Origin of the sequence: Hymenobacter perfusus (genome assembly GCF_003944765.1) — a bacterium.
In the GTDB taxonomy this organism is placed as follows: domain Bacteria; phylum Bacteroidota; class Bacteroidia; order Cytophagales; family Hymenobacteraceae; genus Hymenobacter; species Hymenobacter perfusus.
The window spans coordinates 20,481-34,036 of sequence record NZ_RWIU01000012.1; the positions used below are offsets into that span (position 1 = coordinate 20,481).

Annotated in this window: 19 protein-coding genes; 8 read left to right on the top strand and 11 right to left on the bottom strand. The window is 56.3% G+C overall.

What is annotated here, in order from left to right; genetic code table 11:
• Nucleotides 1-93 precede the first annotated feature (93 nt).
• Complete coding sequence (locus EI293_RS21540) at nt 94-1,692, bottom strand: carboxylesterase/lipase family protein (protein ID WP_125440624.1); 1,599 nt, start codon at nt 1,690-1,692, stop codon at nt 94-96.
• A 451-nt stretch (nt 1,693-2,143) separates the two neighbouring features.
• Between EI293_RS21540 and EI293_RS21545 the strand changes: the two genes are divergently transcribed.
• Nucleotides 2,144-2,551, top strand: coding sequence for a cupin domain-containing protein (locus EI293_RS21545; RefSeq protein WP_125440625.1), 408 nt, complete (start codon nt 2,144-2,146; stop codon nt 2,549-2,551).
• A gap of 87 nt (nt 2,552-2,638) precedes the next feature.
• Here the strand turns inward: EI293_RS21545 and EI293_RS21550 are convergent, their stop codons facing one another.
• From EI293_RS21550 to EI293_RS21580, 7 genes are all read right to left on the bottom strand, one after another.
• Nucleotides 2,639-3,313 carry a carboxymuconolactone decarboxylase family protein gene (locus EI293_RS21550; RefSeq protein ID WP_246010770.1) on the bottom strand — a complete coding sequence of 225 codons (675 nt, stop codon included), beginning with the start codon at nt 3,311-3,313 and terminating at the stop codon, nt 2,639-2,641.
• A 105-nt stretch (nt 3,314-3,418) separates the two neighbouring features.
• Complete coding sequence (locus tag EI293_RS21555) at nt 3,419-3,919, bottom strand: cupin domain-containing protein (RefSeq protein ID WP_125440627.1); 501 nt, start codon at nt 3,917-3,919, stop codon at nt 3,419-3,421.
• Between the two features lie 119 nt (nt 3,920-4,038).
• Nucleotides 4,039-4,602, bottom strand: a complete 564-nt coding sequence (locus EI293_RS21560) for a hypothetical protein (RefSeq protein WP_125440628.1) — start codon at nt 4,600-4,602, stop codon at nt 4,039-4,041.
• A 1,162-nt stretch (nt 4,603-5,764) separates the two neighbouring features.
• Entirely contained in the window at nt 5,765-6,181 is a 417-nt protein-coding gene (locus EI293_RS21565) for a hypothetical protein (protein WP_125440629.1), read from the bottom strand.
• Nucleotides 6,182-6,300: 119 nt separating this feature from the next.
• Nucleotides 6,301-6,588, bottom strand: a complete 288-nt coding sequence (locus EI293_RS21570; RefSeq protein ID WP_125440630.1) for a hypothetical protein — start codon at nt 6,586-6,588, stop codon at nt 6,301-6,303.
• 119 nt (nt 6,589-6,707) lie between these two features.
• Nucleotides 6,708-7,046: a hypothetical protein gene (locus tag EI293_RS21575; protein WP_125440631.1), complete on the bottom strand. Its 339-nt coding sequence runs from the start codon at nt 7,044-7,046 to the stop codon at nt 6,708-6,710.
• Nucleotides 7,047-7,141: 95 nt separating this feature from the next.
• Nucleotides 7,142-7,768 (bottom strand): hypothetical protein, encoded by a 627-nt coding sequence (locus tag EI293_RS21580; RefSeq protein WP_125440632.1) that lies wholly within the window; start codon nt 7,766-7,768, stop codon nt 7,142-7,144.
• A gap of 135 nt (nt 7,769-7,903) precedes the next feature.
• Between EI293_RS21580 and EI293_RS21585 the strand changes: the two genes are divergently transcribed.
• On the top strand, nt 7,904-8,461 hold the full coding sequence (locus EI293_RS21585) for a hypothetical protein (RefSeq protein ID WP_125440633.1): 558 nt from the start codon (nt 7,904-7,906) through the stop codon (nt 8,459-8,461).
• A gap of 79 nt (nt 8,462-8,540) precedes the next feature.
• Here the strand turns inward: EI293_RS21585 and EI293_RS21590 are convergent, their stop codons facing one another.
• The 3 genes from EI293_RS21590 to EI293_RS21600 form a co-directional block, all read right to left on the bottom strand.
• Entirely contained in the window at nt 8,541-9,203 is a 663-nt protein-coding gene (locus EI293_RS21590; protein ID WP_125440634.1) for a hypothetical protein, read from the bottom strand.
• A gap of 125 nt (nt 9,204-9,328) precedes the next feature.
• Nucleotides 9,329-9,772, bottom strand: a complete 444-nt coding sequence (locus tag EI293_RS21595) for a hypothetical protein (protein ID WP_125440635.1) — start codon at nt 9,770-9,772, stop codon at nt 9,329-9,331.
• 104 nt (nt 9,773-9,876) lie between these two features.
• On the bottom strand, nt 9,877-10,110 hold the full coding sequence (locus tag EI293_RS21600; protein ID WP_125440636.1) for a hypothetical protein: 234 nt from the start codon (nt 10,108-10,110) through the stop codon (nt 9,877-9,879).
• Between the two features lie 104 nt (nt 10,111-10,214).
• On the opposite strand from EI293_RS21600, the gene EI293_RS22195 reads away from it, so the two are divergent.
• The 6 genes from EI293_RS22195 to EI293_RS21625 all read left to right on the top strand — a co-directional run bounded on the left by EI293_RS22195 (nt 10,215) and on the right by EI293_RS21625 (nt 13,233).
• A complete protein-coding gene (locus EI293_RS22195) occupies nt 10,215-10,583 on the top strand; it encodes a hypothetical protein (protein ID WP_170170489.1) in 369 nt (122 codons plus the stop codon).
• An 81-nt stretch (nt 10,584-10,664) separates the two neighbouring features.
• Nucleotides 10,665-10,973, top strand: a complete 309-nt coding sequence (locus EI293_RS21605; RefSeq protein ID WP_125440637.1) for a hypothetical protein — start codon at nt 10,665-10,667, stop codon at nt 10,971-10,973.
• Between the two features lie 99 nt (nt 10,974-11,072).
• The gene (locus EI293_RS21610; protein WP_125440638.1) at nt 11,073-11,444 is read left to right on the top strand and encodes a hypothetical protein; all 372 of its coding nucleotides are present in this window, start codon (nt 11,073-11,075) and stop codon (nt 11,442-11,444) included.
• 129 nt (nt 11,445-11,573) lie between these two features.
• Nucleotides 11,574-12,092, top strand: a complete 519-nt coding sequence (locus EI293_RS21615; RefSeq protein ID WP_125440639.1) for a hypothetical protein — start codon at nt 11,574-11,576, stop codon at nt 12,090-12,092.
• A 130-nt stretch (nt 12,093-12,222) separates the two neighbouring features.
• Entirely contained in the window at nt 12,223-12,705 is a 483-nt protein-coding gene (locus EI293_RS21620; RefSeq protein WP_125440640.1) for a hypothetical protein, read from the top strand.
• A gap of 138 nt (nt 12,706-12,843) precedes the next feature.
• On the top strand, nt 12,844-13,233 hold the full coding sequence (locus tag EI293_RS21625) for a hypothetical protein (protein WP_125440641.1): 390 nt from the start codon (nt 12,844-12,846) through the stop codon (nt 13,231-13,233).
• Nucleotides 13,234-13,556: the final 323 nt, after the last annotated feature.

A 13,556-nucleotide genomic window follows, 5' to 3' on the forward strand; every position in this document is an offset into this window, starting at 1 on the left:
ATCGTTTTCATAACTTTCAATAGTATGTCGCCAGGCCTTGTGCTTCTGAAAACTCGAGACTCTCATCTCAGGTAGCAGCAACGCCTGCCGGCGTTAGTGGAGATTTCCCGTCGTAACGGCTTTTTCAATAACGTCCAAGCGTGCTTTTCTAGGGTCCGGTTCGCCTATGGCAGTGCCATCGGGACGGAACTCCAAAAGCTCGTTCTTCTCGGGGTCATATTGGGGCCAGGTAGGCAGGCCCTTGCCATTGGGGTTGCCGGTTTTAGCGAAGTTGGCCCAGTAGGTGTTCATCAGATGGGCTACTTCCTGGTCTTTGGGAGCCACCGGGGCACCATTGGGGCCGTTGAGCTTGTCGAACACATAGGATATTTCGGACGCATGGGCCGCGCCGTACCGCATGTACTGCTGCATGGAGGGCGAGATGTAGGAGAACAGGTACACATAGGCCGGCTTGCCCTTGGCGGCAAAGGCGTTGGCCGTGAACCGGGCCGGCTCGGCCCAGACCTTGTCCGTGTTGACGAGCGTGAGCATCTTGGCAAACTCCGTATTGCCGTCCGGGTCATACACCTTTGCCGCGTCAGCTTTCAGGTTACCGAATAATGCCAGCAGCTCCTCCTTGGAAGTGGCATTGACAAAGCCCGCGGGCACTTCCGCGCTGTTCGAACCGATGAGGAGCGGGACGCCAGCCTGCCGGCCGGCCGCGTAGGCACTCTGCGCCGTTTCCACCACCAGCTTGCCGTCGAGAATCGGCCCGGAGAACGTAACCGGTCCCCCGGGGCCAGCGCTCTGCTGGCCGCCATCGACAATGTCGCCCACCGGCAGCGCCCGCAGCTTCGCCAGGGCCGCCGCATCGGTGCCCTCAATACCGTGTTGGCGGGCAAAGTTTACACCGATGGTTTCGGCCGAAACCGGGTAGTAGGGGTCGGCGTTGTCTTTCTGCAGCGGCCGGCCGGTCAGCACACCATCACGCCCGCCGCCCGACTCGCTGATGGCCTTGTGGAACAAGCCTTTTGCTGCCGGAATGGTGAGCAGGGAATGCACCGAAACGCCCCCGGCCGATTCGCCGAAGATGGTAACGTTCTTCGGGTCCCCGCCGAAAGCCGCGATGTTCTGTTGCACCCATTGCAGGGCGGCTATCTGGTCCAGGTAAGCAAAGTTGCCCGTGGGCTCCTGCGGATGCTCCCGACTCAGGGTGGGGAAGGCGAAAAAGCCCAGGCGCCCCACCCGGTAATTGAAATTGACCAGGATGACGCCTTGCTTGGCAAACTGCTCGCCCGCATAGCCCGGGTTAGAGCCGCTGCCGAACACGAAGGCCCCGCCGTAAATCCAGACCATGACCGGCAGCTTGGCTCCCGGTTTGGCACTGGCCGGGGTCCATACGTTCAGAAACAGGCAATCTTCCGAGGAGGTCTTCGAGATGGGGTCGGCACCCCGGGGAAAACCCGGCTGGGCACAGTCGGCTCCGAACTTGCTGGCATCGCGCACCCCCGACCAGGGCACGGCCGGTTGGGGAGCCCGCCAGCGCAGGTTGCCCACCGGCGCCGCGGCAAACGGAATGCCCTTAAAGCTGGCCACAGCTCCATCCGTCACGCCCCGCACCACGCCCGAAGCAGTCCGCACGGTCGGCGCCGCATCGACCGCCGTTTGGGGGGCTTTACGCTCGGCTTGCTGGGCATGGCCAGAACACGCCATGAAAAAGGAGACGATTGCTGCGGCGATTTTCACGTTCGTTTTTGTTAGGTAGAGAATATTGGAATGGATGCGGGTAGTATCAGAAGGCTTCCGGGCTCTTGACCGCTTGTAGGAGCTCAGGAAGGGTTTCTCCAGGAGTATAGCCTGACACCACAATCCGCGCTTGCAGAACGCGTTAGGCCGTTTCGGATACCCCCGGCGAAGATTCTTGCATTTTGCCGAGCTAAAAAAATACTAATCAAACGAATCAGTATACTCTTCAAACAATGGCCAGGCTTTCTGGGCTTTGGACACTGGCCAGCTCCGTTCGGATGCACAGCATCCAGGCGGGTGGCTATTTGATTAGTATAGGCAATTGTTTGATTCTTTCTCTTAGGAGAATTCCCGTCAGCGCACCTTTGTGGCGTATAGCAATTGCCCCGTGGACTGTGGGGTTAACTCTCTTCTTCTCATGAGCAATCAAGAAAAACCAGTGGCCCCCGCCAGTGCCCAGCCAGCGCAGGCCCAGTACTTCACCGGCACGGCCTGGGTTAAAATGCTGGCTGGCCCCGGCAACTCCACCGACTGCACCGTGGGCGACGTCCTCTTCGAGCCCGGCTGCCGCAACAACTGGCATTCTCACCCGCACGGGCAGCTGCTGGTGGTAACCAGCGGCACGGGCTACTACCAGGAAAAGGGGCAACCCGCGCGTCTGCTGCGCCCCGGCGATACCGTCGTCATTGCCCCCGAGGTGGTGCACTGGCACGGGGCCACGGCCACCGACTGGTTTGCCCATCTGGCCATTAACCCCAGCGCCAGCCAGGGCGCCCCGGTGTGGCTGGAACCCGTAACGGATGCCGAATACCAGGCCGTACACTAGTTCGTTTTTACATCCGAGTCGATGACGGCCAGCCAAGCACTTGTGGGCCGGGCTGGCCGTTAAGGCGCGAGTTGGCGGCGGGCCTCCCTATTTCTTTCGACCGGCCAGCACCTGGTTTAGAACGACGCGGCCTGCGTCCGCATCCTTCTTGCCCACGGCTGCTTCCGTCACGCCCATGAGCTGCAGTAATTGGGCATCGGTCAGCCCGGTGTGCAGGCCGATACTTAAATGGCCTTGCAGCATCGGCTCCACGCCACCCAGGCTCACGAGCGCCGCGATGGTGGTCAGCTCGCGCTCTTGGTAGGTGAGCACGTCGCGCTCGAAAATGTCGGCGAACAGATGCTCTTTCAGGAAGCGCTCGATTTCGGGGCTGAAGGCGGCGTAGCCGGTTTTGGGCTCCTTTTCGGGCTGGCCGGAAAGCTGCTCCAGCACCCGCTTGCCGCGCTCGTACTTGGGGGCAGTGCTCGTGATGGGCGAAGCTGCTTTGCCTATCACGTCCTTTTTGCCTTGGGTTTTGCGCTCGTCGAGCACCTTCAGTAGGGTGTTGAGGCCCTGGAGGCTGCGCGGGAAACCACAGTAGGCGTACAGGTGCACCAGCACTTCCTTCTCTTCGTTCACGGTGAGGCCCGCATCCAGCCCCTTAGCTAGCGCGTCGTGCAAGTGCGGCAGGTCGCCTTTTGCCGTGAGCGCGGAGATGGTGACGATGGCTTGCTGACGGGCCGACAGGGCCTCCGCCGGTGGGGTGGTTGAATGAGCCAGCATGGGAAGGAGGGCGAGAAGTAGCAGTGAGAGCTTTGAAAACAGCGTCATGTCGTTCATTTTACAAGGCTGAGGAGGTAGTCCCTACGCGTGAAATAGCTGCCCTACTTACGGCTTGCCCAGGTACTCTGCCTGCGTCACGGCCCGGCCCCATACCACGGGCACGGCCGTTATATCGGGGTTGATGGCCACGTGGGTCATGGTGGTGGTGGGCGCGGCCCCGTGCCAGTGCTCGACGCCGGCGGGGGCCTTGATGACGTCGCCTTTATAGAGCACTCGCCGCGCCTGGCCTTTCTCCTGATAATAGGCCGTGCCTTCCACTATCAGCAGGATTTGCCCGGCCGGATGCCGGTGCCAGTGGGAGCGGGCGCCGGGGGCAAACTGCACGCTGCCGGCCCCGCACGAGTACTTATCCTCCTTGTCCACCAGTCCCTGCACCCACGCCTGGCCGGTGAAGTTGGCGGTTGGCGCCGGTTGTCCCTTGGCGAAAATGGGCCCCGGCACGCTGCTGGTGGACGACGGCGCAGGAGTTTGACCGCGGCTGGGCAAAGCGGCCCCCGTGGCGAAGACTTGCAGCACCAGGGCGGGGAGAAAGTGTCGGTTACGCATGGGAGGAACTAGCTACTAACAGGCTGAAGAAGGAAGCTTATGGTGGTTGGCAAACAGCCGGCAAGTACAATTCCTGCCGCTACGCCTCTCGCCCTTAATCGCTGAGGAAGAGAAGAAAATCACTCCCGGCGCCGGCGGGCTACCCAGGCGGAAATCAGCGCCCCGGCTGGCCGCAGGACCTGGAAATAATACCGAAAGTGGCGGTTTGACACCGGCTGGCGCAGGCGCACAGCCTCGTGCAGAACCAGCTGCAGGTAGCTGCGCAGCAACTCGTGTTTGTAGCAGTACGCGGACTGTTGCTCGGCCAGCATCTTTTGAAACAGGCCCGTGAGATAAGCGGCCTGCGCGTCGCTGAGTGAGAAGATGCGGGGGTGGTTGCCGCTGAGCAGGGTCCAGGGCTTCGGGCTTCCGGCCGGGCTGCTCTCCTGCACAAATTCTTCCGTGAACAGACAGCCGTAGCCCGTTTGGCCGGCCGTGCTCCACTGCGTTGCGTGCGACGTTAAATTGCCCCTATCCTGCGAATTGCCAACGAACAAGTAGGTGCCGTCCTGCGCAATTTCCTGGTCGGCGCACTGCAGTTGGCGAGAGCTGGTAAGCAGACAAATTCTATGCAGGTCGCGGCGACTGGAAGCCGCTGGCAGACCCGTGGTGGTGTCTATCGGATAGACCTTAAAGCCTTTCATCAGTAAGCCAGCAATAGGTGACCTGAACTAGGTAGCACAAGCCATAACGTGCGCAGGTGACAGCCCCTTCAAAGTATGCAACTCCCCAAAGCGGGTTTCAGTGCAGCCGCCTTTAGTAAGGTTGGACTAAAGGAAGAAGCACGCGTGAATCAAGTCACGTTCGATAAAGACAAAGTTCAGCCAGCCAAGCCCGAGCACACAATAAGAATCAAACGAATGAGTGTAAGATTCAAACAGCCTGGCCCTCTTATAGCAGCGAGGGTGTAAAATTACATCAAGCCCCACACGTCCTCAACCGCTGCTTCTGCTCGCGACTTTTCTAAACCACCGTGGCTGTTGCAGAACTCCTGGGCAGCCTCCTGCGTCGGGTTGTCGAACTCGCAACTACTCAAAAAGAGTGCTTTACTGGCCTTTTCAACCATCCTTTCCCAGCTCAGGCATCTCATTAGGTCGTCGAGCCGGGTTCTGCAACAGCCACGACCGTTTTGCTGAACGTTACGACTGTTCGGATCACAACTGTTCCTCCGCTGTTCACCCCGGACGATTTACCTTTTTTTTATTCCAACACGATAATATGGCCTACATTATTAGCTCTGAAATGCTGGTAGTCGGGGTTGTCTCGTAGTACTCTGGAGACTATCGCGGTTGAAGGCGTGGGGGACTCCAACGGGGTGTAGTCGGAGGTCAGTATAATCGTCCCGTTTTCACACGTCGGGATAACTTCGAAATAGGCGTCGAACCCGCTCAGGTCCGGTAGAATCAGGCAATCATGGCTGGGAATCTCCCGGGTGCGGTAGTTTCCGGGCACAAACGCCACGCCTCGACTAAACAACTGGCCCCGATGGAAAGCCTTCCAGTAGGTGACGGCGGTGACCGGTTGGGCACAGCCTTCCACGGGATAGGTTTTGAATTCGTAGGTACTTCGAAACACAAGCCACCCGACCACAAGGACGAGGGGTATCCAACTCAGAGCAAGGACCTTTTTCATCTAGCGGGAGCGGGTGGGGGAAAAGGGGTGAGCAGGGCAAGAGGGCCGCAAGGTAGCCGGGCGGGTACAAGCGAAGACTACGGGTTGTAAAAGGCTCCTTAAACTGAATTGCCACGTTTAGCTTGCCACCGTTTAACTAAACCCCAGATTATCGTTTTTAAGGCTGGTTAGTCTCTAACCTTTCCAATTTTGCTCGATGTACCGGCTTAAGTTCGGGACATCGCACTTTGCTACCAGGATATTTTCTTGATACACCTGCTCATCCATCATTAAGAGCATCTGCTCTTTATTGACACCGTGGGTGAACAAATACGGCGCAAATACTTGCGGCAGCAAGAAATAATGGCGGCTGCGAGCTGGATCGCAAAGACAAGCCCACTGGGTGAGTCCTTGGTAAGTGTGAATACAAGCCGCCAGTTGATTGTAAATGGGTGAATCCAATGGTGGTTCTCCGGCAAAATGGAATCGGAGGTAAGGAACATGCGTGTCGATTTCGCCGTCTGAAGCCCACATGCTGACCTTTGGCGAGCCTAGCTTTCGTTTTGAGTCCAACGCCCAGAAAACTTGGCATTGTGCGGGTATTTTTTCCATTTTGGATTAGTTGGTAGCCGAAGGCTCCCGGTCTGTGCGCAGATTTTGCAAACAAAGTAAGATGCTCATTTCACCAAACGCCGCGTTTAGGCCACCACCATTATCCTGCACTTGTCAACTTACAGCAGGCCTAATAAGGCGGCTATAGCCTGGGCCTTGTCGGTTTCCTGGTCGGGCCCCAGGAACAAGTTGAGCCGCTCCTCGACGCTTACCCGGTCAATTACGTGCACGTCGAGCCAGTCATGACTCCAGAAATCGAGGGTGCCCAACAGGGCGTCGGACTCAAACTCCACGCGCTCTAAGGTGCCAAAATCGCCTTCCCCACAGGAGCGGTAAACCACCGCAAACCCGGCGAAGCGAGGAGCCAGTTCTTCTTTGAACCACGTCAGGGTGTAGCAGCTGGTCATCGAGCAGTCATCAGTTGGAGAACATCCGGTTGCTCAAACATATCCTCCTTAAACTGAATTGCCGCGTTTAGGCCACCACCGTTTCAATGAACTACACCGATTTTCTTTTCAGCGGCTCTTTAGGAGTGCCTGGTGCCCGCCGTTCGTTTCCAAAGCAGATACAGCGCTAGGACAACGAGCCAGGTTAGCAGGCAGTCATAGCCCAAATGCACGACATGCCAGCCGAACTGGGGTAGGTCCTCCCCCCGGACCCAAAACTGGTAATAATACGTCCAGGGAAAGCCGATGGCCAATTTGTACGCCTCGCTGGGTTTGTAACGATGCACGGGGGTGATGTGGCGCAGCACCGTTAGGAAGGAAATGGCGAAGAAAACCACCACGGCCAGCAGCGTTCCCCCCAGCAGGGTACTAAAGAGCGTGCTGAATTTTCGCCTCGGGCGCAAGTCGACAGATGCCATGGCAGTTCTGCGGAAAATAGGGTCGTGGTAAATATAGGAGTTGTGATTTCCCTCCTTAAACTGAATTACCGCGTTTACCTTGCCACCGTTTTCGCTTACCACTGGTGCGGCAGGTGATAGGTGGCCTCTAGGTACTGGTATAATGTCGGGAAGTCATCAAAGCGCCCCCCTACGTCGGAGACAACGGAATGGTCTCGGAACACGTCGAAGGCAGCGCCCACAATTTCTAAAGCCGGGGAATTGTTTGTAGCCAAGTGCGGAGGCTTTGGCGCAAAACCGACCGGTAACGGACGGCAAAAGAATAGAATGGGCTTACTACTCGGCAAGGTCAGGCCTTGGTTATCCGAATGCCCATGGCCATTTTCTGACGGCAGTTCAATCCAGAGTTCGCCAGTTTTGGGGTCTTTCGAGAGGCCGGCAACCTTTGGGCCCTTGTAAACTACCTGCACCGTGCCGGGAGTCAGCGCGCCTTTGACCAAGCGGGTCAAACGAATAACGGCCGTGCGGAACGCCCGGCTACTGTCGGCATTAAAGTATCCCACGGCACGAACCAGTTCGCCCTCAAAAACAAGGGTGGTCTGCGCCATGACCGCCTGCTCCCGGTCATGCTGTTCCCAGCGTTGCGGCTCCTGTGCAGCCGGCACGGACTGAGCGTGCGCTCTGATGGAGAGCAGCGTAACCAGGACGAGTAGGCCGGCGAAATGGTGCAAGGGCAAAGCCATTCGAGAAGCAGAAGGTGATAAAGGAAGCCATGGCGCGAACTAGCGCGAAAAAGGTCGTAAAATCAATGGCTCCTTTCACCAAACGAAGCGCGTTTACGGCCCCACCGTTTTCTTGAACGATTACTTACTCTGTTTATGTCCCGTGCCCGTTTCCCGAACTACCTGTTATTCTGTGCCCTGCTGATACTGGTTGAGGTGCTGCCAGCAAGTGCCCAAACCCTGCCATTGCCCACCCTTCAGATTATTCCAACAGAGTATTCCAGCAGGATTTCTCCGGATGCAGCCATCGTTTTCGACTACACTACCCATTTCCATGTGCTGCTCACGAACACGTCAACAGCTCCCATTAACTTGTTCGAAGAGTGGAACAGCTTTGGGTATTACGGCCTTTCCTTCGAGATAAAGTACCCGGATGGCCGAACTGTCCACTTGGTGAAAAAGCCCCGCGGCTGGGACAAAAATTTTCCTTCTACTGTCACCATCGAGCCTGGCGGGTTTTATGTCTTTAATGTCACCTTTGAGCCGGGTATCTGGGAGAATTCCATCTTAAATGAGAAAGCGGGAGAACACGGCACCCGCTGTCGAATGCAAGCGATTTATTCAATTGAATCCGACAAATACGCTCGCGAAGAACGGGTGTGGACTGGGACAATTAAGTCCGTAGAAAGAGCCTATACCTTCTGGGGTTTTTAAGGAGAAACTAATCAGTGAAAAACGCTCCTTTTAATGATTCCAACCGTTAAGGTGAACACTATAGGGGGCACGCTACCTTCTAAAAACGGGGCGTGTTCAATAACACGGTCTTCAGTCGCAGGCTGGTTTCCAACCAGTCGAGGGTTTGGCGAACCAGCGTTAGCGGATGCTCAGGAAACAGGGCGTCGTATGCCGCCTGCTCGGATTGATTCATCAGTGCCCCGGCGGTGAAATTCGGTTGGTAAGGGTCAGCCGCCCAGCTGGCAAAGCCCTCATTGGTTAGATGCAGCGTGCCTGTCTGGAAAAGCTTTTCGGCTACCACCGATTCGCGCTGGCCGGTCATGCCATCTTCCTGCGCCTGTACTTTCACCACGTAGCTATACTCGCGGAACGGCAGCGTCAGCGCCCCGATATAGCCCATGCCCGAGGGCGACTGCGGCAGCTTAAACAGCGTGCGGATTAGTGGCAGCGCCTCCACCTGCCCGCGCGATACCTCAATGAGGCCACCAGCATTCTGAATGAGGCTATTGCGGTATTGTTGGCGCAAGTTCGTCAGGTCTAAGCCCCGAGGAAGATCGGGGGGCAGTGCAAAGAAGTGAACGGATAGCACCGCCGGGGCCGAAGGATGTTCCCAGGCCCGGTGGTTGGTGCTATGGTCGCGCAGAAGCCAACCCGTCGAATCGAAGATCAGGGAGTCAAGGGCGGGCTTCTTAGAGCCGAACAGGTTATGCAGAAATCGCATCAGGTAGGGGCGGGTAGTTGGCCTGAAAGATAGTCGGCAAACGCTCCTTACTTACTTTGAACGGCCTCTGCCACGACCGTTTCCTGGACAGCTTGGCCATGGAGCCGAGTGTGATGGTTGGATGGTTATTCTGGAGCCGTTGGCGGGGGAAGGGGATAGTGGGTACGCCACCACTCGCGCAGGAAGGGCGAGAGGCGAAATGCTTCCTCGTCGAGGTTGGCCTCTTCCGCTTGCCACACGCACCAGTACTCGACCGTCGTGGCGAGCGCTTCGGCGTCGTGGTCCAACAGCGCCTTGATGTGGGGCCACACGGCCTGTAATTCGGCGTCGGTCAACGCGCCGTTGGAAGCCGCTTCTAGGATCAGTTCCAGCACGACGATGCGCCGCGCCGGGGCGGCGTGACCATCGATTTGACTGTACAAGCAGAAGTATTGCGCCAAACCTGCCGTCTCCGCCACCTCCCACGGCCAGTCCTGCATGCCGTCGTGGTATCTAAGCCCTAACTGCTGGGCAGCCCACTGCGCGGCCTCGGCGGTCCAATACTGCGGCGGCGGAATGGGGTTTTGCATAACGAAACGAAGGAGACAACCAAAGGTCTTGCATAATAACGCTCCTTAAACTGAATTGCCGCGTTTAGGCCACGACCGTTTGGCTGAACCGATTAGCATAGACCTTACTCCTCGGGGCGATAGGTGGTGTACTCGCTACCAAAGCCTTGCCAGTACACCAGTAAGCGGCCACAGTGGGGGCATAACAACATCGACTTCATGTCGGTATAGAGCGTTTCGGCGTCGACTGTCCCGGTGTAGCGGTCGTATTCGACATCTGAAATGAGTAGCCATTCCCCGGGATTGGGAATCGCGCCCAGGTCAATAAATTGACCACATTTACAAAGCTCCTTTGGCATAGGACAAAGCTAGATGCGTAAGACTTCTTAATAAATTTCACCCTCTATTGAATGAACGGCGCGCGTTCACCTTGCCACCGTTTTCCTAAACAGCAAGTAGTAGCATGACGCCTGACAACGACTTGATACCTGAAGCCGCCGACCACGATAATGGGGCCGTACACCCTTTCCTGCGGGTTGTTGGGTATGGGCTGTCTACCCTGATGGCGTTCTATCTCTGGCTTCTCTGTTCGCCCTACAAACTGCAGTATGGTGCCAGTGGTATTTATTACTATAATGATGATGGTATTTTCTTCGGGGCCTTCCTGAGTATTGCGCTGCTATTCATGCACGGATTCAGAGCCTTTCTAATGCTAGTTGTCTACCGAAAGAAGCCTTCTATCCTCACACTGGCTTTCATACTGTTGTACTTCCTGACTACCTGCTATTGGGTGTACCACGCCAATAGCAATTCGGCCATGCACGAATACTAATCCTCCTTCAACTGAATTGCCGCATTTAGGCCACTACCCGTAAGTTAAACGAATAAACACGTGGTTTACGGTATTGTGTCTGTGACTAAACAAACCCACATTATCCTGCTCTTAACCACCCACCTGCTGTTGGCAGGCGGGCTGTTGGGAGCCTTTCTGTGGGCGCACCTTTACGGGACCGAAGCCCAGCAATTTTATGTGGCCCGGGTGTGGGTTGGACTGGCCTTGCTGCTCTTGGCCTGGGTCGGAGCGCTGCTGCTGCAGTGGCTATGGCAGCGGCGGTGGATTGGCGCCGGCGTGCTGGCTGTGCTGTTGGTCGCTGATGGGATGGCCCTGTGTGTGGGTATAATGCTGATGGGCTCCTTCTTCATGGCTTATGGCCCCAACTAGCGAAGCGCTCCTTAAACTGAATTACCGCGTTTAGCTTGCCACCGTTTTGGCAAACATCTATATGTAGCTTCAACGGGCTATTTTGCGGCCAAAACAGGTATGGTAAAGCGGATCGTTTGGGTAACCTTGGGATTATTAGTAGCGATGTTGCTTGTCGTCCACAAGCTGGCCTTCCTGGTCTTTTTCCTGATTTTCTATTTGCCGACGTTTGGTTTTCTATGGCTAGCAGCTTTCGGACTCAACCGATACGTTCCCGCCTACGTGCGGTCGTTGCTGCTCTTGGTCGGCGGCGTACTCTTTTTCTCGGCTTTCAATTCCTGGCTCGTGGGTGACCCGTTTGGAGGCGTACTGCACGATCTTCTTATCGTCAATCGAAAACCCAACGGGCTTGGCGTATTGGACCCGCTAATTGTAGCCTGTATCCTAGATGCGTGGTTGAATTATCGCTACCTGCCTCACGCGGCAAAGTGAGAGATAGGATGGGTATTCCTACGTTTAGCCGACGGACCTCAAAGGCCCCATTAGTCACTAGTTTAACCCTTATTTTTAATAATTTCAACCGTTTACCTAAACCAGTTTTTGAGGGATAACTTTAAGGGTATGAAGTTTTTTTTGATGGCCCTTTGGTGGGGCGCTGCACTCGCACCCGCCCCGGCCCAAACGGCGCGGCCTGCCTCTGAGTGGCCGCGCCATTCAGGCAACGGGCGGGTAGAATTTGTGGGCACCTTGCTCTGGCCGGATTCAACCGCGACCACAAGCCAGCGGCAGGCGCTGGCCCGGCGTTGGTTCGCGGCCCGGCTCACGCAGATGCCCGTGGCCCAGTACCCAAAGGCCCCGAAAACGAATACCCTCTACGCCGGGCTCCCGCAGGAGGCGTACCTCGATTCGGTGTGGTATTCCCCGGGACCGGACCCGGAAAAGTTCACCTACCGCTTGTTTTACGATGTGGTGCTCGTACCCACCCCGGCGGGTCTGGCCTACCGACTGCACCACTTTGAGTGGGTAGAAATAGGGCCAGACTCCGGCAGCAGCAGCCCCTTGGAAGCCCTCTTGCCAAAGTACGCCGGACAGTTGCGCGGCTACGAGCTCCGCCTGCGGCAGGCCTTGGCAGGGTGGTAAGCCAGCAAAGACCATTCTGCTAGATATAAATATGCTCGTTTCGCCGAATCACCGTTTCCGTGAACGAGAGAAGGGAAACTTCATTTGCCTTCCCAGATGCGCGTTTCTACCTTGTCCTTACTTTCAACCAATGAAGATTCACCTCACCGACTGGTTTCGCACGGGCCTGCCCTCGCCGTTGCAGTGGGGGGCGACCCGGCCCGATTTCCTCCGGCTCTGGCCCGGCAGCAACGCCGAACTCGATGGCCAAGCGGCGGCAGGCTATCCCTACCTGACATTGGATGGGGTGGAGTTTTACTTTCAAACCGACACCTTCAGCGATCTGTGTGAAATCTGTATCAAGGCGTGGAGTCTGGAGGAGGAAGAAGCATCGTCTTACTTCAATTATGGCTGGTTGCGCCGGAACTTAACGAATGCCCAAGTGCAAGCGGCCTTGCAGGCGCAGGGCGTGGCGTATCGAGTGGAGCTAGGCCCGACCTTCCAGACCCCGAACCTGCGGACGGAATCCGGGGTGATATTTGCTTTTGACTCGGACTTTGAAGTAGCAGCGGATGCTGAGTTGATGAAGGTCTACTTAGGACTGCCTGTGCCCGGCATGTGGTCCGAGCAATGACCGAACGCAGAAGCGCAACCCAAGCCCTACCAACATCCTTCCTAAGCGGAACGAAGTGCGTTTATCTTCTTACCGTTTTCCTGAACGGCCACTAGCCGCTGTGAGGTGGTTGAGGGGTCGTTTGCCTATTTTAGCAAAATGCCTTTCCTTCCGGTCACTCCGGCCTTCTTCGCAGCCTTGCACGACGCCAGCGTGGAGCACTTTGTCTTTGAAGCGGACCGGGGACGCTTGTTGCTGACGCTCTTACTTGACTCAGAGAGCGGGCCCAGCCATCGCCAACAACAGGTCGTGCTCTCAGGCATTCGCCACAAAACTGACGTGGAACGGGTGCACCGAAGCTTCAAAGCGGCGCTGAGCAAAACCGGCCGAACCGCACTGGGGTACCGGCTGGACGAATTCCGCCTGCTGCCGCCCGAAGCGTTGCAGCGCGAGCAGGGAAGGCTGAACGTGCTGCTCGCCATCGACCATTTGCCGGCCTTGCACCTAGATTGCCAAAAAATCACCAGCCAGGAAGGGGACTTTCTCTGAGCTTCCCGCTCCCAGTGGACAGAACACCAAACCCCTAGTTTCGCCGAATCACCGTTTTGGTGGACCTAAGCCTTAGTCACTATTCTGCTCTAGTCTGATGACTTCAGGCTGTGAAAGAAGAAGGTTAATGATTTGATTGAATTAATAATACATTGATAAGATATGGGATTTTCAAATAAATTATTTTTTGCATTGTCATTCATTATGTTTTCATGCTCTGACGAAAGCGAAAACAATCAGGAAAATAGCGTGCTAATTGGCTGTGTTTTTAATAATGAACACTTGAAAATATCAACCATAAATCATGTGCTATTAGACACAGT

Bases quoted from the DNA above. Each gene is read 5' to 3' on its own strand.
- EI293_RS21540 (WP_125440624.1), bottom strand. From the start codon at position 1,692: ATGGCGTGTTCTGGCCATGCCCAGCAAGCCGAGCGTAAAGCCCCCCAA.
- EI293_RS21545 (WP_125440625.1), top strand. From the start codon at position 2,144: ATGAGCAATCAAGAAAAACCAGTGGCCCCCGCCAGTGCCCAGCCAGCG.
- EI293_RS21550 (WP_246010770.1), bottom strand. From the start codon at position 3,313: ATGCTGGCTCATTCAACCACCCCACCGGCGGAGGCCCTGTCGGCCCGT.
- EI293_RS21555 (WP_125440627.1), bottom strand. From the start codon at position 3,919: ATGCGTAACCGACACTTTCTCCCCGCCCTGGTGCTGCAAGTCTTCGCC.
- EI293_RS21560 (WP_125440628.1), bottom strand. From the start codon at position 4,602: ATGAAAGGCTTTAAGGTCTATCCGATAGACACCACCACGGGTCTGCCA.
- EI293_RS21565 (WP_125440629.1), bottom strand. From the start codon at position 6,181: ATGGAAAAAATACCCGCACAATGCCAAGTTTTCTGGGCGTTGGACTCA.
- EI293_RS21570 (WP_125440630.1), bottom strand. From the start codon at position 6,588: ATGACCAGCTGCTACACCCTGACGTGGTTCAAAGAAGAACTGGCTCCT.
- EI293_RS21575 (WP_125440631.1), bottom strand. From the start codon at position 7,046: ATGGCATCTGTCGACTTGCGCCCGAGGCGAAAATTCAGCACGCTCTTT.
- EI293_RS21580 (WP_125440632.1), bottom strand. From the start codon at position 7,768: ATGGCTTTGCCCTTGCACCATTTCGCCGGCCTACTCGTCCTGGTTACG.
- EI293_RS21585 (WP_125440633.1), top strand. From the start codon at position 7,904: ATGTCCCGTGCCCGTTTCCCGAACTACCTGTTATTCTGTGCCCTGCTG.
- EI293_RS21590 (WP_125440634.1), bottom strand. From the start codon at position 9,203: ATGCGATTTCTGCATAACCTGTTCGGCTCTAAGAAGCCCGCCCTTGAC.
- EI293_RS21595 (WP_125440635.1), bottom strand. From the start codon at position 9,772: ATGCAAAACCCCATTCCGCCGCCGCAGTATTGGACCGCCGAGGCCGCG.
- EI293_RS21600 (WP_125440636.1), bottom strand. From the start codon at position 10,110: ATGCCAAAGGAGCTTTGTAAATGTGGTCAATTTATTGACCTGGGCGCG.
- EI293_RS22195 (WP_170170489.1), top strand. From the start codon at position 10,215: ATGACGCCTGACAACGACTTGATACCTGAAGCCGCCGACCACGATAAT.
- EI293_RS21610 (WP_125440638.1), top strand. From the start codon at position 11,073: ATGGTAAAGCGGATCGTTTGGGTAACCTTGGGATTATTAGTAGCGATG.
- EI293_RS21615 (WP_125440639.1), top strand. From the start codon at position 11,574: ATGAAGTTTTTTTTGATGGCCCTTTGGTGGGGCGCTGCACTCGCACCC.
- EI293_RS21620 (WP_125440640.1), top strand. From the start codon at position 12,223: ATGAAGATTCACCTCACCGACTGGTTTCGCACGGGCCTGCCCTCGCCG.
- EI293_RS21625 (WP_125440641.1), top strand. From the start codon at position 12,844: ATGCCTTTCCTTCCGGTCACTCCGGCCTTCTTCGCAGCCTTGCACGAC.